Here is a 20,577-nt window from a genome sequence, read left to right on the forward strand (position 1 = left end):
CGTGCCTTTGAGAGCCAAATAGGAAGAGCCGGGAAGGGGTTTCCATGAAAATCGTGATTTGCGGCGCCGGACAGGTCGGCTACGGGATCGCCGAACGGCTGGCTGCGGAACAGAACGATGTTTCCGTCATTGATTCCTCGCCCAAACTGATCGATGTGATCGGTGACCAGCTGGATGTCCGTGGTTTTGTCGGGCACGGAGCTCATCCGGATGTTCTGGCGCAAGCCGGCGCGGAAGAAGCTGACATGATCGTTGCCGTCACCTTGTATGACGAGGTGAACATGGTCGCGTGTCAGGTGGCCCATTCCCTCTTCAATGTGCCGACAAAAGTCGCGCGTATCCGCGCGCAATCCTATCTTCAGGGCCGTTGGCGCAATCTGTTTTCCCGGGAAAACATGCCGATTGACGTGATCATTTCACCCGAAATCGAAGTCGGTGAAATGGTGCTTCGGCGTTTGGCACTTCCTGGTGCCGTGGAAACCGTCCGTTTTGCCGACGACAATGTCGTTGTGGTCGGGATCATGTGTGAAGACGACTGCCCGGTCGTCGATACGCCCCTTCATCAGCTGACAGAACTGTTCCCGGATCTTGGGGCTGTTGTCGTCGGGCTTTACCGGAACAACAAACTGTTCGTGCCGAAGAGCAGCGATTCCATCTACACAGGCGATCTCGCTTATGTCGTTGCTAAACGGGATCAGGTGCGCCGCACACTTAGCATTTTCGGGCATGAAGAGCCGGAAGCCGGTAAGGTTGTGATCGCGGGCGGCGGCAATATCGGGCTTTATGTTGCAAGGGCTTTGGAACAGCGTCAGGCCGGCACAAAGATCAAGCTGATCGAAGCATCCCGTGAACGTGCCATTTCAGTTGCGGATGATCTCAAGCGGTCGGTCATTTTGCATGGCAGCGCGTTGGATCTGACAATTTTGAACGAAGCTGATGCAGGTGATGCGGACACAATGGTTGCTCTCACGAATGAAGATGAGGTCAATATTCTGTCGTCCGTTATGGCCAAAAAACTTGGCTGTAAACGGTCCTTGTCGCTCTTGAATAACCCGAGTTATCCGGCGTTCACCAACGCGCTTGGCATTGATGCCTTTATCAATCCACGAGCCGTAACGATTTCCAAGATCCTCCAGCATGTGCGCCGGGGCCGGATCCGCGGTGTCCACACATTGCAAAACGGCGCTGCCGAAATTGTTGAGGCAGAAGCGCTTGACACCTCTCCACTGGTCGGGCGGCCGTTGCGCATGATCGACTTGCCGTCCGGGATCCGGATCGGAGCGGTGTTCCGGGATGGCGAGGTTCTGACACCGAACGGAGATCTGCAGATCCAGGCGAAAGACAGGATCGTAATCTTTGCAGTCGCCAGCAGGGTCCGGCAGGTCGAGCAGATGTTCCGCGTCAGTCTTGATTTCTTTTAAGTCAGTATGACGTTTTTCTGATCTTGCATTTGTCTGACCAAACGGTCAAAACAGTAGCAATACCAATTGGTTCAAAAAGAACCTGCCGGGATCAGGAGAATTCATGAGCCGTATTGCCTATGTGAATGGTCAATATGTCCAGCATTCAGAAGCCGCAGTCCACATTGAGGATCGCGGTTACCAGTTTGCGGATGGCGTTTATGAGGTTTGCGAGGTTTGGAACAACCAGATCGTCGACATGCCGCGCCATCTGGACCGTCTCGGCCGGTCCTTGAGCGAGTTATCCATAGATTGGCCGATGAGCCGGCCGGCGGTCGAATTCGTGCTGCGGCAGGTGGTGCGCCGGAACAAGGTGCGCAACGGGCTTGTGTACATCCAGGTAACACGCGGCGTCTCAAAACGTGACCATTTCTTCCCGCCAGCGAATGTCGCGCCTTCAATTGTTGTCACCGCACGCTCTTCCAGCCCGGCTGCGGTGAACGCGCAAGCCGAGGCCGGGATTTCGGTTTTCAGTTACCCGGAAAACCGTTGGCCGCGGGTCGATATCAAGACCGTTGCCCTGCTGCCGAATGTTCTCGCCAAGCAGAGCGCCAAGGAAAGAGGCGGCAAAGAGGCTTGGTATGTGGACGCCGACGGCAATGTGACCGAAGGCGGCTCGACAAACGCCTGGATTGTGACCAAGGATGGCAAGCTGATCACACGGCCGGCGGAGAGCGGTATCTTGCGTGGGATCACCCGCACAGCGATTTTGGACCTTGTTGAGCGCGAAGGGCTGTCTTTTGAAGAACGGCCTTTCAGCCTAGAAGAGGCCTATGATGCCAAGGAAGCGTTTGTTACCGCTGCGACAAATATCGCAATGCCTGTTGTACGAATTGATGACAAGGTAATCGGGAATGGGCATCCCGGATCGGTTGCAACCCGATTGCGCGAACTGTTCCATACTGCTACTGATTTGAAGGTGGTGTGAATCGTAGCCCGCTTAGATGCTGGGCTGGGGATACTTGAGGGTCAGGGCAGATGACCCACTGATAGATGGGCAATAAAAAAGCGGGCAGGCTGGGTACACCATAATCTGAGAGGATTTGTGCTTGGAACAGTCAGCCAGGAGAAAACCGGGTGCCTGGCCGCATTCGGACCAAATAGGATAAAAGAACACATGGCTGAGCGCGCACAAAACCTACAAGACACATTCCTCAATCACGTTCGCAAACAAAAAACACCGCTCACAATTTTCTTGATCAACGGGGTCAAGCTGCAGGGCGTTGTGACGTGGTTCGACAACTTCTGCGTTCTGCTGCGCCGCGACGGTCATTCGCAGCTGGTTTACAAACATGCCATTTCCACAATTATGCCAAACGGACCTGTTCAATTGTTCGATCAGGCTGAGGAAAACGCGGAAAAGGCAAGCTGATTGAAACCTAAGTCTCGCGAAGACGACTTTTCGAAATCCAATGGTTCTGAAGAACCGGGTCAGAAATCTCTTAGACAAAAAGACACTGGGGTAGATCGTCTGCCCCAGCGCTTTCGTGCGATGATCCTCGAGCCGATCATCCAGCTGCGCTCTGAAAATTCCCAGGCAGATCTCAGATCCAACCGGAGCCCGGAAGCCCGGCTTGACGAGGCGATTGGCCTCAGTGCGGCCATCAACCTTGATATCGTCCATTCAGGCGTGGTGCGGATAAACAATCCCAAGCCGGCAACGCTGTTCGGTGAAGGAAAGGTTGCGGAGCTTGCCGGCATTGTTGCGAGTGAGGATCTGGATCTGGTCGTCATCGATCACCCGTTGTCTCCTGTTCAGCAGAGGAACCTGGAACGCCGCCTGAAGACAAAGGTCATCGACAGGACTGGTTTGATTCTGGAGATCTTCGGTGACCGTGCACGGACCAAAGAAGGCAAGCTTCAAGTCGATCTGGCGCATCTGACCTGGCAGAAAAGCCGGTTGGTCCGGTCCTGGACGCACCTTGAACGGCAAAGGGGCGGCGCCGGGTTCATGGGCGGTCCAGGGGAAACCCAGATCGAGGCCGACCGCCGTCAGATCCAGGAACGTATTATAGCGCTGCAGAAGCAGCTTGAAAGCGTTCGCCGAACCCGGGAACTGCACCGAAAGAAACGCAAGAAGATCCCGCAACCGGTCGTCGCCCTGGTGGGCTATACGAACGCCGGAAAATCTACGCTTTTCAATCGTTTGACTGAGTCCGAGGTGTTTGCCAAGGATCTTCTCTTTGCAACGCTGGATCCAACACTGCGCAAGATCACGTTGCCGCACGGTCGCGAGATTATCCTGTCAGATACGGTCGGGTTCATTTCGGATCTGCCGACGCATCTGGTGGCTGCGTTCCGTGCAACCCTTGAAGAGGTGCTGGAAGCAGATCTGATCCTTCATGTGCGCGATATTTCGCATGCTGACACGGACGCCCAGGCGGAAGACGTTCAAAAAACCTTGGAAGAGCTTGGTGTCGATGCGCTGACGGGCGCACCAATCATTGAGGTCTGGAACAAGATCGATCTCCTCGACAAGGATTACCGGGCAAAACTTCTCTCAGAAGAACAAGGTGAGGGGCCAGTCGCCCTCTCCGCAGTGACCGGTGAGGGCATTGAGCATCTGAGTGCCCGTGTCGACAGTTTCATGGCACGGCATGACGATATCCTATCGGTCCGTGTGCCAGTCGCTGAAGGCGCATTGATTGCAAAGCTTTATCAGATGGCTGAAGTTCTTGAGCGTTCAGACGGAGAGGAATACGTCATCGCGGAAGTCCGCGTTTCGGACAAGCAACGCGGACCATTCCGGGATCTTTTCGGCAAGTTTGCGATTGATCCGTCTGAATAACGTATCGGAACAAACCCTTCGGACTTCTGATACCGGTTCACCGCAACACTTTTGAATTGACTGGTTTTTGTTTCAATCAACCGGGACGGTACACGCCCTGGTTTGATGACAGGTGATTGCGTTCTCGCCGCCGTATCTCCTGTTTCCGGTCTCAGTGCCGCCGAATTTCCGGCTACTTCGCTAACTATCAGTATTAGAACAATATAACTGATCCCTAACGGATCGCTGGCACTCTGTTTTTTCGAGTTGGGGGCATATTTGAAAGCGGTCAAACGCATTCAGACATGCGGCACGGGAATTCGGGGAAACCACCTGAAGCTTAGACAAGCATAACAATGCTATTCATGGTGGGAGCAATTGATGCGACTTATCTATCCGCATGTCGGATTTCTTCTTTTTACTGCTGTCGTTTACAGCGCACTCCTCAGCGGCGTTCCTGCTGAAAACCTGATACCAGCCACCTTTGGAGTTGGTGCATTTGTGGCCATGACGGTGTGTATGGTGCTGGCCGCTCGAATAAGGATCGTTGACGGACTTATGGGTGGTCCCGGGCGATCCTACCAGGTGCACAGGATCTTTGCCCATTGGGCATGGATCATGACCCTTGCGCACTGGATTCTGGCCGAACCGCGCGGGGAAAGCATCGTGCCAGGCTGGGAAGAGTTTGGCTCCCGTGCCGGAACGTTTGCGGGGATTTATCTCATGATCCTCGTGTTGTACGGGCTTATCCCGGCAATTCCCTATCACTTCTGGCGCTGGACGCATTATGCAATGGGGCCGATTTATCTTGTCACGGTCGCCCACGTCTTCCTGGCGGCTGTTCCTGTCGAAGATTTCAGTGTGCATTGGTGGGTGCTGGCGGTCTTGTCTGTGGTTGGCATTGCTGCGATGGCGCGTGTCATCGCACACCATTTGCACCGGCCCCGCAGGATGCAGGTGAGTGCATTGAAGAACAATCATGACAGCATCGATATCCGGCTGGAACCCCGAGACGGCAAGGGGGCGGTCGCATGGTGTCCGGGGCAGCATGCGAGCCTCTCCTGCACCAAACGAGGCCTTCGGGAACCGCACCCGTTCACAATTGCATCGGCGCCAAGTCAGAACGGCATGCGCTTCGTCATCTTCGACCGTGGAGATTATACAAAGAAGCTGCAAACGCAGCTCAAGGTTGGCGACGAAGTGCTGTTGAACAGGATTGCGGGTGACTTTGCCCCACAAACCGATCCGAAACGGATCTACAGGCAGATTTGGGTTGCGGGCGGAGCAGGGATTACCCCGTTTCTGGCAGCGCTTGGCGCAATGTCACCTGACCACGGGCCGCGGATTGACTTGTTTTATATCTACAGGTCCATGAACCATGCGGTCGATCTCAATTATCTGGCGGCAATGGCCAAACGGTTGCCCCAGCTGGTGGTGCATTTTCTCGGCGATGCGGAAGGCGCCCGGTTCAACATGGAGACGTTCGATGCCCATTTGCCGCCTGGTTGGCAATCATCCGAGCTCTTTGCGTGCGGGCCGGATCCTCTTCTGACTATTGCTTGCCGGTCCTATCGCGCAGCCGGTGGTCAACTGCCGATCCACACGGAGGTCTTTGATTTCCGCAATCCCATACGGACATGGCGGCAGGTCTTCGGCCTCGGACCCAAACGCACCATCCAGCAGCGCCCCCCGTCAGAGGACGCTCATCCGATCGGTCCGAAAACCATCGGGGCACCAGCCGGAATGCAACCCGCCTGGCCACAGCGGAGACCTCAACTGACGCCTGAACCAGGAGCGATACCGTCGCCCGTGGCAAGTTGATGATCAAAGGCTAGGAATTGGCGCTGGTTCGTGGAGGACTAGCGCCAATTCATTTGGGTAAACACTCAGTGCCTAGTTCTGTTTGGCCGGGGGATGATAGGCGCAACAGGTAAGCTGGTTCCGGCTGAATTGCGGCAAAACAGTATTGAGGCGCACTCTTCGCGAGACGTTATCCCTCTCACCGGAAAAAGCCAGCACCAACGGTTTGCGAAACAATATGTATTTGTTGGCAACCAGCCCGGTGATACCCATTTTTTCGCTGATCCGGAGCATGACTGATGGATCGGTCACGGCGACCTCTATCCGGCCGGCTGCAAGCATACGGACGAGATCTTGTTCAGTGTCCACGCCCGTCGCCGTGGTGGCGTGGTGTTCGACCTCTTCTTGAATTTCAATCGGGTAGACAAAGCTCCGGACATACCCGACCGGGTAGTTTTCAAAGAGATCGTGCGTGTTGCGCCAAGACACGCTGTTGTCCTGACGATGAACAACTCCAACCTGAGACATCATGATGGGCCGGGAGCCTTTGAAACCTTCGATGATTTCTTCTGGCCAGGCCGGAAAATAGCCAATGTACCGGCCGCTTTTTGCAAGCGCCTTGGCACGGGGGAAGGACATATAATCGATTTCGAGGGTCACACCGATCTTGGCTAAAGAAGCGCGGAGCGCGGCAACAGCGTTACCGCCATCCTTTTCTTGCGGGCTTGAATAGGGCGGCCAATCCAACGCTGATATGCGCCACGTCTCGGCATGCGCTGAAACCGCTGCGGATAGTGTTGCCATTGCAAATAGCGCAAAAGCTTTGATGAAGGCCATGAAAGTCCGGTGCTTCCGATCGTGTTTTGCAGAAGTGTGAGAGATTCTGACCCTAAGTAAACCTTGGCAAAACACGTATGGTAAGTTTTTGCGAGTCCCCGAACAGAATCAAGTTGCAGCTGGATCTGGTTTCTTTGCAGCTTGCCACGCGGCTTCCATCTCTTCGAGGCTCATCGCGTCCAGGGTCGTTCCATTTGTCTCTGCAACACCCTCGATTGCTGCAAACCTGCGGCGAAATTTCCGGTTGGTCCGGCGCAAGGCCTCTTCCGGGTCAATTTCGAGGTGCCGGGCCAGGTTGGCCAAGGCAAAGAGTGTATCCCCCAATTCGTCGGTGATCCGCTCCTTGTCAGGATCAGATTTGGCGAGTTCCTCATCCAGCTCATGGGTCTCTTCCCGGATCTTGTCCAGGACCAGCCGGGCATCGTTCCAGTCGAAGCCAACCTTGGATGCGCGCCGCTGGAGCTTGTCCGCTTCCTGCAGGGCAGGGAAGGCTGTCGGTACGTCATCCAGGAAGCCCTTGTTCGGTTCAACAAGTCCCAGAGCTTCCCGTTCGGCACGTTTTTCAGCCCGTTCTTCCGATTTGATGCGTTCCCAAATTCCCTGGACGAGTTCGGGCTTTTCACCTGTTTCATCGCCAAAGACGTGAGGGTGCCTGCGGATCATCTTTTTTGTGATGCCTTCCACGACATCGGGAAACGCAAACTGATCCTCTTCCTCCGCCATCCGTGCGTGGTAGACCACCTGCAAGAGCAGATCGCCAAGTTCTTCGCGAAGCTCCAGCATATCGTCCTTCGCGATTGCATCGGCGACCTCATACGCCTCTTCCAGAGTGTAGGGCGCGATGGTCGCGAAGTTTTGTTCCAAATCCCATGGGCACCCGGTTCCGGGCGTGCGCAGGGCCGCCATAATCTCGATTAGGCGGGAAATGTCGCGGCTGGGTTTCATTGGTAGTCCTGGCAGATCAATGAGGTGTGGAAGAAGCCTTTCTTGGCAGGTTCCAAGGCCAGTTTCAATCCGTCTGACAAGTTGAGCAGAAGTAAGCCTTGCGTGTGTCGATTTCGACCTGCGTGATGCCGCCCGCACAGGTGGGGCAACTCCGTTTGCCAAAGATATTGACCCGTTCGCGATACCGGCCCCGACCGGGGGCGGCCTCATCGACAGTTATGATCGCATTGCGTTTGACGCCGATTTCGAGCAAATGTACGGCATCGGCCCAGAGGCGCTCAAAGTCATCCCTTGAAAGGTCTTTGCCAGGCCGGTCAGGATGAATGCCTTGGCGCCACAAAATTTCACTGCGGTAGATGTTGCCGATACCGGCCAAAACGGCTTGGTTCATCAAAAGTTTGCCAATGGATGACCGGCTCTTGGAGATCCGGGCAAAGACTTTCTCAGGATCTGCATCTGAGCGAAGGATGTCGGGGCCAATTCGCGATGTCAGCTTGGTCAGGTCATCCGGATCCAGGATCTCACACACCGTTGGTCCGTTGATATCGATGAGATGTGTGTCGCCAATCATTCGTATTCGGACCGCGCCACGTGGTTCTGGTTCAGGCAATTTCCGTTTTCGAATCCGGCCGAAAAGGCCGAGATGAACGTGGAGGAACGTTTCTCCCTCAAAGCGGTAGATCAGGTGTTTGCCGTAGGCCTCGACCTCTTCGCAGAGGCGTCCGTTGAGCCAAGCGGCACCGTCTTCGAACCACCCTTGCGGCGAAGAAACGGCCAAATAGCGATTTTTGATGATTTTCCGGTGGTCGCGGGCGGCACGATGGATCGTATGGCCTTCTGGCATTGGTGAATGGCTCTTGGAAATGCGGGTCGGATGAAGGGCTCCAAGTTGAAGTCCTTCAAACCATAGTGCGCGTTTCCGATCAGACCAGTCCTGAGGGTAACCTCCGGACGCGTTACCCGCGGATTGAGGGGTGCCAGAAGGTCACTGCGCGCTCCAGAAGCGCAACCAGGCCATAAAACAAAGAGCCGGCCAGCGCTGCGACAGCTATCTCCGCCCAGACCATATCGACATTCATACGCCCGACTTCCGTGGAAATCCGGAAGCCCATACCGACAATCGGGGTGCCGAAGAACTCCGCCACGATGGCGCCGATCAGGGCGAGCGTGGAGTTGATCTTGAGCGCGTTAAAGATAAACGGCATGGCCATAGGCAAACGCAGCTTGAACAAGGTCTGCCAATAGTTGGAGGCATAAGTCCGCATCAGATCCCGTTGCATGGCATCGGATGCGGCCAGCCCAGATACCGTATTCACCAGCATCGGAAAGAAGGTCATGATGATCACGACAGCCGCCTTGGACGGCCAGTCGAAGCCGAACCACATCACCATAATCGGCGCGACACCGATGATCGGCAGCGCCGATACCAGATTGCCGATTGGCAAAAGTCCGCGTCGCAAGAAAGGCACCCGGTCGACAAGTATCGCGATCAGGAAACCGGCTCCGCATCCGAGTGCGTAGCCGACGAGTACAGCCTTCATAAAGGTCTGCTGGAAGTCAGCCCAAAGGGTTGGGACAGACGTTGTCATCCGCAGCCAGATCTCCGACGGTGCGGGCAGCAAGACTTTGGGCACCCCAGCGCCGGTGACGAACAGCTCCCATAGGATCAAGAGCGTGACGCCAAAGATCGCGGGGATCGCCAGATTCACAATTCGGGTGGTGAGTAGAGACCGGCTTTTCCAGATCGCCAAACGTTCCACGAACAACCAGAATGCTGCCCAGGTTGCAGCTGTCAACGCCCAGAACCCGAGTGCCGCGTCCCCTTCATGGCGGCCTGCTGCGCCAATTAAAAGTGAGGCAGCAAGGGCTGCAACTATGCCAAGGGCTAAATCGCCAATCCAGTTGCGCATGAAACCAAGCTCATAACGAACGCCGAGGATCGCCAGAAGCACGAGGCACAAGGCAAGCTGCGGTGCTTCCAGAATACCTATATCGGGTTTGAAGGCGGTGCTGAACAGCCCGACAACGACCATGGCGACGACAAACCAGGCGAGCAGGGCCGGCATGTCGATCCGGCGTTTTGAGACAGTTTGTGTACTCATCTCGCCATCCCCATGCGCTTCAGGACGATTTTTTCAAGAACTCCGATCAGGGCGACCAGCGACCCGGCCAAAAACGCCGCCATCAGAAGGGCCGACCAGATCTGAACGGTTTGACCGTAATAGGAGCCTGCCAACAACCGCGCGCCAAGGCCGGCGATGGCGCCAGTGGGCAGTTCTCCAACGATCGCGCCCACCAGCGAAGCTGCCATGCCGATCTTCATGGATGTGAAGAGGTAGGGAACTGCGTAGGGCAGGCGCAGTTTCCAGAACGCTTGAAGACGCGTTGCGGAATAGGTGTGCATCAGATCCATATGAATGACTTCCGGAGAGCGCAGGCCTTTCACCATGCCCACGGTCACCGGGAAGAAGGACAGGTAGGTTGAAATCATCGCCTTCGGCAGCAATCCGGAGATGCCGACCGCGTTCAAAACCACAATGATCATCGGCGCGATGGCGAGGATCGGAATGGTTTGCGAGGAAATCACCCAAGGCATCAAAGACTTGTCGAGAACGCGGCTGTGTACGATCCCGACTGCCAGAAGGATTCCGAGCAATGTCCCGATCAGAAATCCGAGAAGGGTCGACGACAGCGTAATACCGGAATGGTAGATCAGGGACCGCTTGGACGTGATCTTCTTTTCGACCGTTGTGTTCCAGATTTCCACAATGACCTGATGCGGTGCCGGCAGAACGGGGCGCTCCTGCGCCAGTGTATCTCTGACCAATTGGCTTATTGGCACATCGGTCTGATTTGACCGTTCATACATGTCCTGCTGGAACGGGGTGTTCAGGGAAACAGCCGCGATGTACCAGATTGCTAAGATCGCCAGAACGACCACCAGAACCGGTCCAAGTGTTCCGGACATCAGACCAGCAAACGGATTTGTGCTGCGCGGCGCGGCGAGGGCTGTGTCAGACATAAGCTGCTCCCTCAGTCTTCATAGGAGTGACCGGCCTTCAGGCCTTCGCGGACACGGTGTGCGATCTTCAAAAACTCAGGCGTCTCGCGAATGTCGAGATTACGGTCGCGCGGCAAGTCGCTTTCAATCACATCGTAGATCCGCCCTGGCCGTGGGCAAAGAACGACAATCTTTGTCGACAGGAACACAGCTTCCGGGATCGAGTGGGTGACAAAGACGACGGTCTTGTTGGTTTTCGCCCAAAGCTGGAGGAGCTGTTCGTTCAAGTGATCGCGCACAATTTCATCGAGCGCGCCAAAGGGTTCGTCCATCAGCAGGAGATCGGGTTCCACAGCCAAGGCACGGGCAATGGATGCCCGCTGCTGCATTCCGCCGGAGAGCTGCCATGGGTATTTCTTTTCAAATCCGGTGAGGTTCACCAGCTCCATGTTTTTCTGGATGCGCTGCTGCTGTTCTTCGCGTGAAAGCCCCATGATCTCCAGTGGCAGGGCAACGTTTTTGGCGATCGTCCGCCAAGGATAGAGTGCCGCTGCCTGAAAGACGTATCCATAGGCGCGATTAAGCCGGGCCTCTTCCGGCGAAACACCGTTCACGCTGATTGATCCTGCCGTTGGCCGTTCAAGATCGGCAATCACGCGCAGCAGGGTGGTCTTGCCGCAGCCGGATGGACCGATGAAGGAGACGAAGTCGCCCTCCTCGATTTTCAGATCAATGTCGGACAGCGCATGGACCGGGCCATCGTTGGTTTCAAAGGTGAGCGACAGATTGTCGATATCGATCACCCGGTTCGCCTGTGAGCTCATGGCGTCTTCCAGTCCATCTTCAATTTCAGCGGCAGTCAGCATTTTCTTCTTTTTCCTACAGGCGACGGTCGCGGGGCAATGCCCGGCAAGAGCTCAGGCCGCGTTATATGGATCGCGGTCTGAGCTTGTTTCAAATCAGACGCCGCTGGCCGGAATGCCGGTGCGTTCGACCTTCCGTGGTGCGGTCAGTTCCTTCCAGGTGGACAGCGCCTTGTTGACGGCCTGGAACGGCTCGCGTTTGACGAATTCGCCATGGCCCTGTTGCGGGTTGACCGTACCGTCTTCGACCGCGACGCGCCCGCGGGTCAACGTGTAGCGCGGCAGGCCTTTCACATGCTTGCCTTCAAAGACGTTGTAGTCGATGGCCGACTGCTGGTTGGAGGCGGAGATCGTCTTTTCTTTCTCTGGATCCCAAACCACGATATCCGCATCCGCGCCAACCAAAATCGCTCCTTTTTTCGGATAGATATTGAGGATTTTTGCGATATTGGTTGAAGTCACAGCTACGAACTCGTTCGGTGTTAGACGTCCGGTGCCGACACCATAGGTCCAGAGCATCGGCATGCGGTCTTCAAGGCCGCCGGTGCCATTCGGGATCTGGGTGAAATCGCCGATACCTGTGCGCTTCTGATCGGTTGTAAAGGCGCAGTGATCGGTTGCCACAACTTGGAGGGATCCGGAGGCGAGACCTGCCCACAAGCTGTCCTGGTGCTTCTTGTCGCGAAACGGCGGCGACATCACCCGGCGGGCGGCATGGTCCCAATCGGAATGCTTGTACTCGCTGTCATCAAGGGTCAGGTGCTGGATGAGCGGTTCGCCATAGGCCCGAATGCCGTTTTGGCGAGCGCGGCGGATGGCTTCATGGGCCTGCTCGGAGGACGTATGCACGATGTAGACCGGGACGCCGGCCATGTCCGCGATCATAATGGCACGGTTTGTGGCTTCGCCTTCCACTTCCGGCGGGCGGGAATAGGCGTGGGCTTCGGGACCGTTGTTGCCCTCAGCCAGAAGCTTTTGCTGCAGTGTTGCGACGACATCACCGTTTTCTGCATGTACCAGCGGCAGCGCGCCGAGTTCTGCACAGCGCTGGAAGGAGGCGAACATCTCGTCATCGTTCACCATCAAGGCGCCCTTGTAGGCCATGAAGTGCTTGAAGGTGTTGATGCCTTTCTCGCGGACGACAGTCTCCATCTCGTTGAAAACCTGTTCGCCCCACCAGGTGATCGCCATGTGGAAGGAGTAGTCGCAATGGGCCATCGTCGACTTGTTGTCCCACATCTGGATGGCTTCCAGGAGACCTTGGCCAGGAGAGGGAAGGGCAAAATCGACCACCATTGTGGTGCCGCCCGAAAGTGCCGCTCGTGTGCCGGAATCGAAGTTGTCCGACGAGAACGTGCCCATGAAGGGCATTTCAAGGTGCGTGTGCGGATCGATGCCGCCCGGCATCACATAACAGCCGGCCGCATCCAGTGTTTCATCACCGGATAGATTTGGACCGATTTCGACGATCTTGCCGCCTTCGATTTTCACGTCTGCTTCATAGGAAAGGTCCGCAGTGACGACGGTGCCGCCCTTGATCACTTTGCTTGCCATTGTCGTTCCCCTTTTTAGCTCGGCTGTCTCGGATTTACCTCCGAACCGCCTGTCTCGTCTGTTTGATCAAAACTCTGCCTGGCAGAAGATCACCGGTGCGGTCACCGGCCGGTCCTTGCGGATCATGTTGATGTTCAGCCGCGCGCCTTCCGCGCAGGCTTTGGCAAAATCAATATCGGCATCCGTGTATTCGGCGTTGAAGGCTGGTTTGTTTGCCTTCGGATAAGCAGCGATCTGCTCGCATGTGCTGGTTTCAAAACAGCTTTCTGTGATCGCGAAGTCAAAATGCGGCATCAAGGCTTCCGTCAGCTCTGGCACGTTCTTTTGGGCAATCCCAAGGCCCAAGCCATGGGCCACATGGGCCAGTGTCGTGGCATAGCGGACCGTATCCGCTGCGGTTAGCGGAAAGCCACTGTCTTTTGCGTAAGCGTCGAAACCATCCGGCTCTATGGCGGTGAACCCTTGGTTTTTGCAGGCAACGATCTGCTGGGTGATCACCGGCACGACCATCTGAAGGCGGCGGATATCCAGATAACGCTCGTTCGACCTGGTCTTGTGCGGGCTGCCTATGACAGCGGGCGGAAGGTCGAAAAAACCAGGGTTTGTCTCTGCAATTGTTCCGGCGTTGACATGGCAGACCGTATCGACCCCTTGTGCGTGGAGCCCTTGCAGTTGGTCCGCGGTCACGAGCCGCGGATTAAGCGTCAGCATTTCGACATCCCGATCGAGATCGGCAGGTCCCTTGAGTTGCCAATCCCACCGGTCGCCGACATTGAACTTCGCCGTCGCAGATGCCGATCCCGAATAACCCCCGCAGATCCCAAAACCACATACCATCGCGATAGCCGCTGCTCTCAGCGCCTTTCCGATGTGCATGAATTTTGGGGCTGCGTGTTTCATTGGTGTCTCTGCCGGTTAGGAGCCTATTCCACGATCTCCGCCGTTTCGACGACCGCATGGAAGAGAACATCCGTTCCAGCTTTCGCCCAGTCCTTGGAGATCTCTTCGGCTTCGTTGTGGGACAGTCCGTCGACGCAGGGACACATGATCATGGCCGTCGGGGCGACCTTGTTGATCCAACAGGCATCGTGTCCCGCGCCGGAAATAATGTTCTGGTGGGTGTAGCCCAACCGCTCGGCGGCGTTGCGGACAGCGGTGACGCAGTTTTCGTCAAAGGTGACCGGATCAAATCCGCCGACTTTTTCAAACTCGACTTCAAGGCCCATCATGTCGCAAATCTTCTTTGCGCCTTTCTTCATGTCCTCTTCCATAGCCGCAATGACGTTGATGTCCGGCGAACGGAAATCGATGGTGAAAACCACCTTGCCCGGGATCACGTTTCGGGAATTCGGGTAAACATCGATGTGGCCGGCTGCGCCAACGGCGTGCGGCTTGTGGGACCAGGCAATCTCGTCGACCAGTTCCAGGATCCGGGCCATGCCGAGACCGGCGTTCTTGCGCATCGGCATCGGAGTTGATCCGGTGTGGCTGTCCTTGCCGGTGATGGTCACTTGGGTCCAGGAAAGGCCCTGTCCGTGAGTAACAACACCGATGTCCTTGCCTTCCGTTTCCAGGATCGGGCCTTGTTCGATGTGCAGCTCGAACATGGCATGCATCTTGTCCTTGCGGGCGCCAACTTCTTCATCGCCCACCCAGCCGATGCGTTTCAGCTCGTCCCCAAACTTCAGACCTTCATGGTCCTCCTTGGCATAGGCTTCATCAAGGCTGTGGATGCCGGCAAAAACGCCGGACGCGAGCATGGCGGGGGCAAAGCGTGTGCCTTCCTCGTTGGTCCAGTTCGTCACAACGATCGGGTGTTTGGTCTTGATGCCGAGATCGTTCATCGTCCGCACGACTTCAAGGCCGCCAAGCACACCCAGAACGCCGTCGTATTTGCCGCCTGTCGGCTGAGTGTCGAGGTGGGAGCCGACGTAAACGGGCAGGGCATCCGGATCGGTGCCGGGCCGGGTCATGAACATGTTGCCCATGGTGTCGACGCCCATGGTCATACCGGCGTCTTCGCACCATTTCTGGAACAGTTTCCGGCCTTCCGAGTCCGCATCCGTCAGTGTTTGACGGTTGTTGCCACCAGCAACGCCCGGGCCGATCTTGGCCATTTCCATCAGGCTGTCCCACAGCCGGTCTGCGTTGATCCTAAGGTTTTCGCCCGGAGCTGCCATGGTGCCGTGTCTCCTATTTCAGTTCCACTTCGACGAAGGACATCGGTTTGTCCCCGCCGTTGATTACATTGTGTTCCACGCCTTCAGAACGCCGGTAAGCCGTGCCAGCTGGAACCGCAACGGTTCTGCTTGTGCCACCCGGCTCCTCCAGCAACATCTGGCAGTCGGTGACCGCCGTGATGACGTAGTCGAAGCCATGACGATGCCAGCCGGTCTCAGCGCCAGGTTCGAAGTCAAACCGGGTCACGCGGACACGATCATCGTCGATCAAGGTTTCGCTGGTGGCAGCTGGTCTCGTCATGACTGGCTTTCCGTTAGTCGATCGCGTTCAAAACAGTCCGCAATTTGCCGAACAATTCGTCGATTTGGGCTTCGGAAATGATCAGCGGCGGCGACAACGCGATGATGTCACCGGTCGTGCGGATCAGAATACCGTCGTCATAGGCTTTCAAGAACGCGGAGAAGGCCCGTTTCGTCGGCGCGCCGTCAATCGGGGTCAGCTCGATCGCCCCAATCAGGCCGAGATTGCGGATGTCGATGACGTTCGGACAATCCTTGAGGGAGTGCAGGCCGTCTTCCCAGTATTGGGCCAGGCTTGCCGCCCGGGTCAAAAGGCCTTCCTCCTCATAGGTGTCCAAGGTCGCCAGAGCGGCTGCACAGGCAATCGGGTGACCGGAATAGGTGTAGCCGTGGAAGAGTTCGATCAGGTGATCGGGTCCGTCCATGAACGCGTCATAGATCTTCTTGGCGCAGAACACCGCACCCATCGGAATGACACCGCTGGTGATGCCCTTGGCTGTCGTCACCATGTCGGGAATGACGTCGAAATAGTCGACGGCAAACGGAGTGCCGAGGCGGCCGAAACCGGTGATCACTTCGTCAAAGATCAGGAGTATGCCGTTCTGGTCGCAGATTTCGCGTAAACGTTTCAGATATCCGACCGGCGGGATCAAAACGCCTGTTGATCCGGCAACGGGCTCCACGATCACGGCAGCGATTGTGGAGGCATCATGCAGCTGGACCAGACGGATCAGTTCTTCGGCATATTCTGCGCCGTTTTTCGGTTCTCCGCGGGAAAACGCGTTCCGGCTGAGATCATGGGTGTGCGGCAGATGGTCGACGCCGTTGAGCATGTTGCCGAACTGCTTGCGGTTCGCGACGATGCCGCCAACTGAAATTCCGCCGAAACCAGTGCCGTGATAGCCGCGCTCACGGCCGATAAACCGGGTCCGTGTGCCCTGACCGATGGAGCGCTGATATCCAAGTGCGATTTTCAAGGCCGTGTCGACGCTCTCAGACCCGGAGTTCGTGAAAAACACGTGATCCAGCGGGGAAGGCATCATGGCGGTGAGGCGGGCGGCAAGTTCAAACGCCTTAGGATGCCCCATCTGAAAGGCCGGGGCGTAGTCCATCTCAGCGACTTGATTTTGGACCGCCTCGACGATCTTCGGGCGGCCGTGACCGGCGTTGCAGCACCAAAGACCCGCTGTCCCATCCAAAACCTGGCGGCCATCAGCAGTGGTGTAGTGCATGTCCTTCGCGCCGACGAACATCCGCGGGTTCTGCTTGAACTGGCGGTTCGCCGTATAAGGCATCCAGAATGCTTCAAGATTGTTGGTTGCAGCCTGGCTCGATGCTGCTGATGCCGATGACGACATGCGTCCTCCTTGCGGTCCATAACGCTCAACGCGAACCGCCTGTTGGTTGTTTTCTATGGAGGAGAGTAAGACATAGGTCAGCTGCCCGCGCAAAGCAGGAATTTCACTGACATGCCGGGTCCTCTCCCCCTGGCTGTTCCGTGCGCACCAAGCGCGGGCTTTTGCCTCTTTTGCTTGGTGCGAAATCCTCTGTCGGCCATTTCGGCCAGACCGTTTTCCGGCTGTTCTTGCCTGATGTTCGAGGCTCGTCCGGTTCCGTCTGCCCCATTGCGGCGCCGATCCGGATCGTCTAGCCTTCTGACCATCTGGTCAATTTAGCCTATGGCGCTTTTGACCAAATGGTCAAGATGCAAAATCAGCCGGTGTGACTAATTTGTGATCATGTCCGTCTTTGGTGCATTTTCATGGCCGTGGACGGCGCAGATGTTGGTTTTTGACGGAAATCGGTTGTCTGCGGGGGAATACGCCGATAGCGGCAAATACGGGGTAGCTAAATGGCTGATGTCGGTGGGCAGGTGCCTGCAAGTTCAAGGGTCGGTGGAATGAGCCGGATCCAGGAAAAAAACAGGACACTGATTCTTGACGCTGCCTTGAAGGAATTTTCCCGATATGGGTTTTCCGGTGCAACGGTGGAGCGGATCGCCGCCGAAGCTGGTATGTCGAAATCCAACCTCTTGTATTATTTCTCGTCCAAAGAAGCGATCTACACGGCAGCGCTTGCGCATATTCTCGACGTCTGGCTGGCGCCTCTTAAAACCCTCGATCGGGAGGGCGACCCAGCAACAGAACTTGCTGCCTACATCCGGCAGAAGATTGAGATATCTGCCAACTTCCCAGAGGCCTCACGTCTGTTTGCCAATGAGGTGATGCAAGGGGCTCCGCAAATCCTCCCAATCCTGGAGACCGAGCTCCGGCGTCTGGTCGCGGAAAAAGTGGCGGTGATCGAAAGCTGGATTGCGGACGGCAAGATCAGCAAGACCGAGCCGTTGCATTTGATCTTTTCCATCTGGGCGACCACGCAGCATTATGCGGATTTTGCCGTGCAGATCCGAGCTCTGACCGGCCACGACTTGAGCGACGAGGATTTCAAGCGGGAAACCGAGCGAGCCGTAACACAACAGATCCTGGCCAGTGTTGGTCTGCGTTTGCCTGAAGAAACGCCCGAGACCGCATGAGTGGGGACGAAGAAGAGCCTGCACCCTCGTCGCGGATCCCGGTCATTGGGCGGCTCTACATCACGCGGGATGATTTGAACGAGGAATTCATTCGGGCGTCCGGCCCGGGCGGTCAGAACGTCAACAAGGTGTCGACGGCCGTCCAGTTGAGGTTCAATCTGTGGGCCAACCAGACGCTTCCACAAGACGTCAAATCCAGGGCCGCGAAGATTGCCGGAAGCCGCTTGACGCAATATGGGGAGATTATTCTTCAAGCGGATCGCCACAGGACCCGGGAACGCAACCGCGACGATGCGCTGGCCCGTTTGATTGATCTCTTGAAACGGGCGACCGAAAAACCCAAGCCTCGCAAAGCGACCAAACCAACTCTTGGGTCCAAACGCAGACGGCTCGATGCCAAGAAACAGCGCGGTCAGGTCAAGAAACTGCGGGGCCGGTCTTCCGGTTTCGAGGACTAGATTTCGGCACTATTCCGTTTTTCTGGCGGCATTCAGCAGAGCTGCCTTAAGATCCGGATCTTCGGTTGCCCGTGCCAAAACGAGGGCGCCAACCATCTGGGAGATGAACCTGAAGGCATCTTCTTGCTCGGAGAGGGGGGTGGTTTCATCTTTCCCCGAAACGAGAGCAGCCGTTTCGCGTAAGGCTTCGTCAAAAGCTTCCCGGACTTCTTTGGTCTGCCTCGGCGCATCCCCGGCAAGAGCTGCATAGGCGCATCCGGTCCCGCGGACGCTTTCGTGGGTTTCGGACAAATACCAGTGGGCAATAGTATCCTCGGGAGAACCTGAAGCATCCTCTGCAACGCTCCGGCGCCAGTGGTCCAGGTTTTCAGCCAAGGCATGCGAGGTGGCTTCTGCCATCAAGGCGTCCTTGCTGGCGAATTGCTTGTAAAACGCGCCATTTGTGAGGCCTGACGCCTTCATCAAGCCGGCAATGCCAATGCCGTCGAACCCGTGTTGGCGGAACAATTGGCTTGCCGTCTCGACAACCCGTGCCCGGTTTTCGCGTGCATCTTCGCGGCTCACTCTCATCTGAATATCTCCATGAACGACATTGATTATAGTCATAATCTTTTTGTTGACAATAAAGAATACGAACATAATCTATGCGAAATTCAAAAAGAGGTTAAGATCATGCCAACCACTCAGGACCGGCCAATCGTCATTAGCGCTGCACGGAGAACACCGTTGGGGGCCTTTATGGGGGCATTGGCGTCTGTGCCTTCGACGCTACTCGGTGCAACCGCGATATCAGCAGTTCTCAAGGATGCGGGAGTTTCAGAGAATGTGGTTGATGAAACCCTGATGGGATGCGTCTTGCCTGCCGGCCTCGGTCAAGCACCCGCGCGTCAGGCGGCACGCGCTTCCGGTCTGCCTGATTCTTGCGGTGCCACAACCATCAACAAGGTCTGCGGTTCCGGTATGAAATCGGTCATGCTTGGCCATGATCTTCTCAAGGCCGGATCAGCCGGTATCGTTGTCGCAGGCGGCATGGAATCAATGTCTCGGGCACCGTTTCTGCTTCCTGATATGCGCGGTGGGCGAAAGGCCGGCTCCTCGGAAGTCATTGATCATATGATGCGGGACGGTCTTGAGGATGCTTATGAGACCGGCAGGCCGATGGGAGCCTTTGGTGAGGCGACGGCCGAAAAGTACCAGTTCAGCCGGTCCGATCAGGACGGTTATGCTATGGAAACACTGGAACGGGCTCAATCCGCTGTTCTTAATGGTACCTTTGCGTCCGAAATCGTGCCTGTCCCGGTCCAGACGCGAAAGGCAACTATCCTGGTTGAAAAGGATGAGCGCCCCCCGCAAATCAACTCCGCCAAGATACCGGAATTGCGGGCAGCCTTTGGGGAGAATGGAACTATCACAGCAGCAAGTTCGTCCGCCAATGCAGATGGCGCGGCTGCTTTGGTGCTCACCAGCAGCGAAACGGCACATGAGCATGAAATGCCGGTCCTGGCCCATATTGTCGGTCATGCGACGCACGCCCAAGCACCGGAATGGTTCACGACAGCACCAATTCCTGCGATTCAGAAACTGATCAAACAGATCGGCTGGACGGTTGAAGACGTTGATCTTTTTGAAATCAATGAAGCTTTCTCCGTCGTTGCAATGGCCGCTGCCAAGGAACTGGGGATCCCGCGCGGCAAACTCAATGTGAACGGCGGCGCTTGTGCTCTTGGGCACCCCATTGGAGCGACCGGAGCCCGTATCGTGGTCACACTGCTGCATGCCCTGAAGGCGCGCGGACTTAAAAAAGGCATAGCGTCCCTGTGTATTGGGGGCGGCGAGGCAACCGCGATCGCAATTCAACTGGCGTAATCGCAGCGCTTCG

General features: G+C 56.3%; 20 protein-coding genes. 8 read left to right on the top strand and 12 right to left on the bottom strand.

Annotation, left to right across the window (positions count from 1 at the left end; translation table 11 throughout):
* The first annotated feature begins 44 nt into the window (after positions 1–44).
* From trkA to SADFL11_RS05610, 5 genes are all read left to right on the top strand, one after another.
* Positions 45–1,421, top strand: coding sequence for a Trk system potassium transporter TrkA (trkA, locus tag SADFL11_RS05590; RefSeq protein WP_040450475.1), 1,377 nt, complete (start codon positions 45–47; stop codon positions 1,419–1,421).
* Between the two features lie 103 nt (positions 1,422–1,524).
* On the top strand, positions 1,525–2,388 hold the full coding sequence (locus SADFL11_RS05595; RefSeq protein WP_008191931.1) for a D-amino-acid transaminase: 864 nt from the start codon (positions 1,525–1,527) through the stop codon (positions 2,386–2,388).
* A 189-nt stretch (positions 2,389–2,577) separates the two neighbouring features.
* Positions 2,578–2,832, top strand: coding sequence for an RNA chaperone Hfq (gene hfq, locus SADFL11_RS05600; RefSeq protein WP_006934516.1), 255 nt, complete (start codon positions 2,578–2,580; stop codon positions 2,830–2,832).
* Complete coding sequence (gene hflX / locus SADFL11_RS05605; protein WP_050775943.1) at positions 2,833–4,248, top strand: GTPase HflX; 1,416 nt, start codon at positions 2,833–2,835, stop codon at positions 4,246–4,248. It abuts the gene before it with no gap.
* Positions 4,249–4,608: 360 nt separating this feature from the next.
* Positions 4,609–6,048, top strand: a complete 1,440-nt coding sequence (locus SADFL11_RS05610) for a ferric reductase-like transmembrane domain-containing protein (RefSeq protein WP_040450472.1) — start codon at positions 4,609–4,611, stop codon at positions 6,046–6,048.
* Positions 6,049–6,120: 72 nt separating this feature from the next.
* Here the strand turns inward: SADFL11_RS05610 and SADFL11_RS05615 are convergent, their stop codons facing one another.
* The 11 genes from SADFL11_RS05615 to SADFL11_RS05665 form a co-directional block, all read right to left on the bottom strand.
* Positions 6,121–6,864 carry a substrate-binding periplasmic protein gene (locus tag SADFL11_RS05615; protein WP_040450470.1) on the bottom strand — a complete coding sequence of 248 codons (744 nt, stop codon included), beginning with the start codon at positions 6,862–6,864 and terminating at the stop codon, positions 6,121–6,123.
* 108 nt (positions 6,865–6,972) lie between these two features.
* Positions 6,973–7,809: a nucleoside triphosphate pyrophosphohydrolase gene (gene mazG, locus SADFL11_RS05620; protein ID WP_008189739.1), complete on the bottom strand. Its 837-nt coding sequence runs from the start codon at positions 7,807–7,809 to the stop codon at positions 6,973–6,975.
* A gap of 64 nt (positions 7,810–7,873) precedes the next feature.
* Complete coding sequence (locus tag SADFL11_RS05625; protein WP_040450468.1) at positions 7,874–8,653, bottom strand: Fpg/Nei family DNA glycosylase; 780 nt, start codon at positions 8,651–8,653, stop codon at positions 7,874–7,876.
* A 112-nt stretch (positions 8,654–8,765) separates the two neighbouring features.
* Entirely contained in the window at positions 8,766–9,911 is a 1,146-nt protein-coding gene (locus tag SADFL11_RS05630) for an ABC transporter permease (protein WP_008188900.1), read from the bottom strand.
* A complete protein-coding gene (locus SADFL11_RS05635; RefSeq protein ID WP_008191879.1) occupies positions 9,908–10,831 on the bottom strand; it encodes an ABC transporter permease in 924 nt (307 codons plus the stop codon). The genes SADFL11_RS05630 and SADFL11_RS05635 overlap by 4 nt, the downstream gene beginning before the upstream one ends.
* An 11-nt stretch (positions 10,832–10,842) precedes the next feature.
* Entirely contained in the window at positions 10,843–11,634 is a 792-nt protein-coding gene (locus SADFL11_RS05640; protein ID WP_040452053.1) for an ABC transporter ATP-binding protein, read from the bottom strand.
* Between the two features lie 135 nt (positions 11,635–11,769).
* The gene (gene hydA, locus SADFL11_RS05645; RefSeq protein WP_008196434.1) at positions 11,770–13,227 is read right to left on the bottom strand and encodes a dihydropyrimidinase; all 1,458 of its coding nucleotides are present in this window, start codon (positions 13,225–13,227) and stop codon (positions 11,770–11,772) included.
* 66 nt (positions 13,228–13,293) lie between these two features.
* Positions 13,294–14,127 (bottom strand): endo alpha-1,4 polygalactosaminidase, encoded by an 834-nt coding sequence (locus SADFL11_RS05650; RefSeq protein ID WP_008189003.1) that lies wholly within the window; start codon positions 14,125–14,127, stop codon positions 13,294–13,296.
* 23 nt (positions 14,128–14,150) lie between these two features.
* Positions 14,151–15,407 carry a Zn-dependent hydrolase gene (locus SADFL11_RS05655; RefSeq protein WP_008196790.1) on the bottom strand — a complete coding sequence of 419 codons (1,257 nt, stop codon included), beginning with the start codon at positions 15,405–15,407 and terminating at the stop codon, positions 14,151–14,153.
* Positions 15,408–15,420: 13 nt separating this feature from the next.
* Complete coding sequence (locus SADFL11_RS05660) at positions 15,421–15,708, bottom strand: cupin domain-containing protein (RefSeq protein ID WP_008191250.1); 288 nt, start codon at positions 15,706–15,708, stop codon at positions 15,421–15,423.
* Positions 15,709–15,721: 13 nt separating this feature from the next.
* Positions 15,722–17,065 (bottom strand): omega-aminotransferase AptA, encoded by a 1,344-nt coding sequence (locus SADFL11_RS05665; RefSeq protein ID WP_040450466.1) that lies wholly within the window; start codon positions 17,063–17,065, stop codon positions 15,722–15,724.
* Positions 17,066–17,559: 494 nt separating this feature from the next.
* Here SADFL11_RS05665 and SADFL11_RS05670 point away from each other — a divergent pair, with 494 nt between their 5' ends.
* Both SADFL11_RS05670 and arfB read left to right on the top strand, forming a co-directional pair.
* Positions 17,560–18,240, top strand: a complete 681-nt coding sequence (locus SADFL11_RS05670) for a TetR family transcriptional regulator C-terminal domain-containing protein (protein ID WP_134852918.1) — start codon at positions 17,560–17,562, stop codon at positions 18,238–18,240.
* A complete protein-coding gene (gene arfB, locus SADFL11_RS05675; RefSeq protein WP_008192117.1) occupies positions 18,237–18,698 on the top strand; it encodes an alternative ribosome rescue aminoacyl-tRNA hydrolase ArfB in 462 nt (153 codons plus the stop codon). Before SADFL11_RS05670 ends, arfB begins: the two co-directional genes overlap by 4 nt.
* Positions 18,699–18,707: 9 nt before the next feature.
* Here the strand turns inward: arfB and SADFL11_RS05680 are convergent, their stop codons facing one another.
* A complete protein-coding gene (locus tag SADFL11_RS05680) occupies positions 18,708–19,268 on the bottom strand; it encodes a TetR/AcrR family transcriptional regulator (RefSeq protein WP_040452051.1) in 561 nt (186 codons plus the stop codon).
* A 102-nt stretch (positions 19,269–19,370) separates the two neighbouring features.
* On the opposite strand from SADFL11_RS05680, the gene SADFL11_RS05685 reads away from it, so the two are divergent.
* Entirely contained in the window at positions 19,371–20,564 is a 1,194-nt protein-coding gene (locus SADFL11_RS05685; RefSeq protein ID WP_008192669.1) for a thiolase family protein, read from the top strand.
* Positions 20,565–20,577 lie beyond the last annotated feature (13 nt).

Source organism: Roseibium alexandrii DFL-11 (assembly GCF_000158095.2).
GTDB lineage: Bacteria > Pseudomonadota > Alphaproteobacteria > Rhizobiales > Stappiaceae > Roseibium > Roseibium alexandrii.

What these genes read in the sequence shown, in the direction of transcription:
- mazG (WP_008189739.1), bottom strand. Translation starts at nt 7,809, where the DNA reads ATGAAACCCAGCCGCGACATTTCCCGCCTAATCGAGATTATGGCGGCC.
- hfq (WP_006934516.1), top strand. Translation starts at nt 2,578, where the DNA reads ATGGCTGAGCGCGCACAAAACCTACAAGACACATTCCTCAATCACGTT.
- SADFL11_RS05650 (WP_008189003.1), bottom strand. Translation starts at nt 14,127, where the DNA reads ATGAAACACGCAGCCCCAAAATTCATGCACATCGGAAAGGCGCTGAGA.
- arfB (WP_008192117.1), top strand. Translation starts at nt 18,237, where the DNA reads ATGAGTGGGGACGAAGAAGAGCCTGCACCCTCGTCGCGGATCCCGGTC.
- SADFL11_RS05670 (WP_134852918.1), top strand. Translation starts at nt 17,560, where the DNA reads ATGGCTGATGTCGGTGGGCAGGTGCCTGCAAGTTCAAGGGTCGGTGGA.
- SADFL11_RS05635 (WP_008191879.1), bottom strand. Translation starts at nt 10,831, where the DNA reads ATGTCTGACACAGCCCTCGCCGCGCCGCGCAGCACAAATCCGTTTGCT.
- SADFL11_RS05665 (WP_040450466.1), bottom strand. Translation starts at nt 17,065, where the DNA reads ATGTCGTCATCGGCATCAGCAGCATCGAGCCAGGCTGCAACCAACAAT.
- SADFL11_RS05625 (WP_040450468.1), bottom strand. Translation starts at nt 8,653, where the DNA reads ATGCCAGAAGGCCATACGATCCATCGTGCCGCCCGCGACCACCGGAAA.
- SADFL11_RS05610 (WP_040450472.1), top strand. Translation starts at nt 4,609, where the DNA reads ATGCGACTTATCTATCCGCATGTCGGATTTCTTCTTTTTACTGCTGTC.
- SADFL11_RS05685 (WP_008192669.1), top strand. Translation starts at nt 19,371, where the DNA reads ATGCCAACCACTCAGGACCGGCCAATCGTCATTAGCGCTGCACGGAGA.
- SADFL11_RS05655 (WP_008196790.1), bottom strand. Translation starts at nt 15,407, where the DNA reads ATGGCAGCTCCGGGCGAAAACCTTAGGATCAACGCAGACCGGCTGTGG.
- SADFL11_RS05630 (WP_008188900.1), bottom strand. Translation starts at nt 9,911, where the DNA reads ATGAGTACACAAACTGTCTCAAAACGCCGGATCGACATGCCGGCCCTG.
- SADFL11_RS05595 (WP_008191931.1), top strand. Translation starts at nt 1,525, where the DNA reads ATGAGCCGTATTGCCTATGTGAATGGTCAATATGTCCAGCATTCAGAA.
- trkA (WP_040450475.1), top strand. Translation starts at nt 45, where the DNA reads ATGAAAATCGTGATTTGCGGCGCCGGACAGGTCGGCTACGGGATCGCC.
- SADFL11_RS05660 (WP_008191250.1), bottom strand. Translation starts at nt 15,708, where the DNA reads ATGACGAGACCAGCTGCCACCAGCGAAACCTTGATCGACGATGATCGT.
- hydA (WP_008196434.1), bottom strand. Translation starts at nt 13,227, where the DNA reads ATGGCAAGCAAAGTGATCAAGGGCGGCACCGTCGTCACTGCGGACCTT.
- SADFL11_RS05615 (WP_040450470.1), bottom strand. Translation starts at nt 6,864, where the DNA reads ATGGCCTTCATCAAAGCTTTTGCGCTATTTGCAATGGCAACACTATCC.
- SADFL11_RS05680 (WP_040452051.1), bottom strand. Translation starts at nt 19,268, where the DNA reads ATGAGAGTGAGCCGCGAAGATGCACGCGAAAACCGGGCACGGGTTGTC.
- SADFL11_RS05640 (WP_040452053.1), bottom strand. Translation starts at nt 11,634, where the DNA reads ATGAGCTCACAGGCGAACCGGGTGATCGATATCGACAATCTGTCGCTC.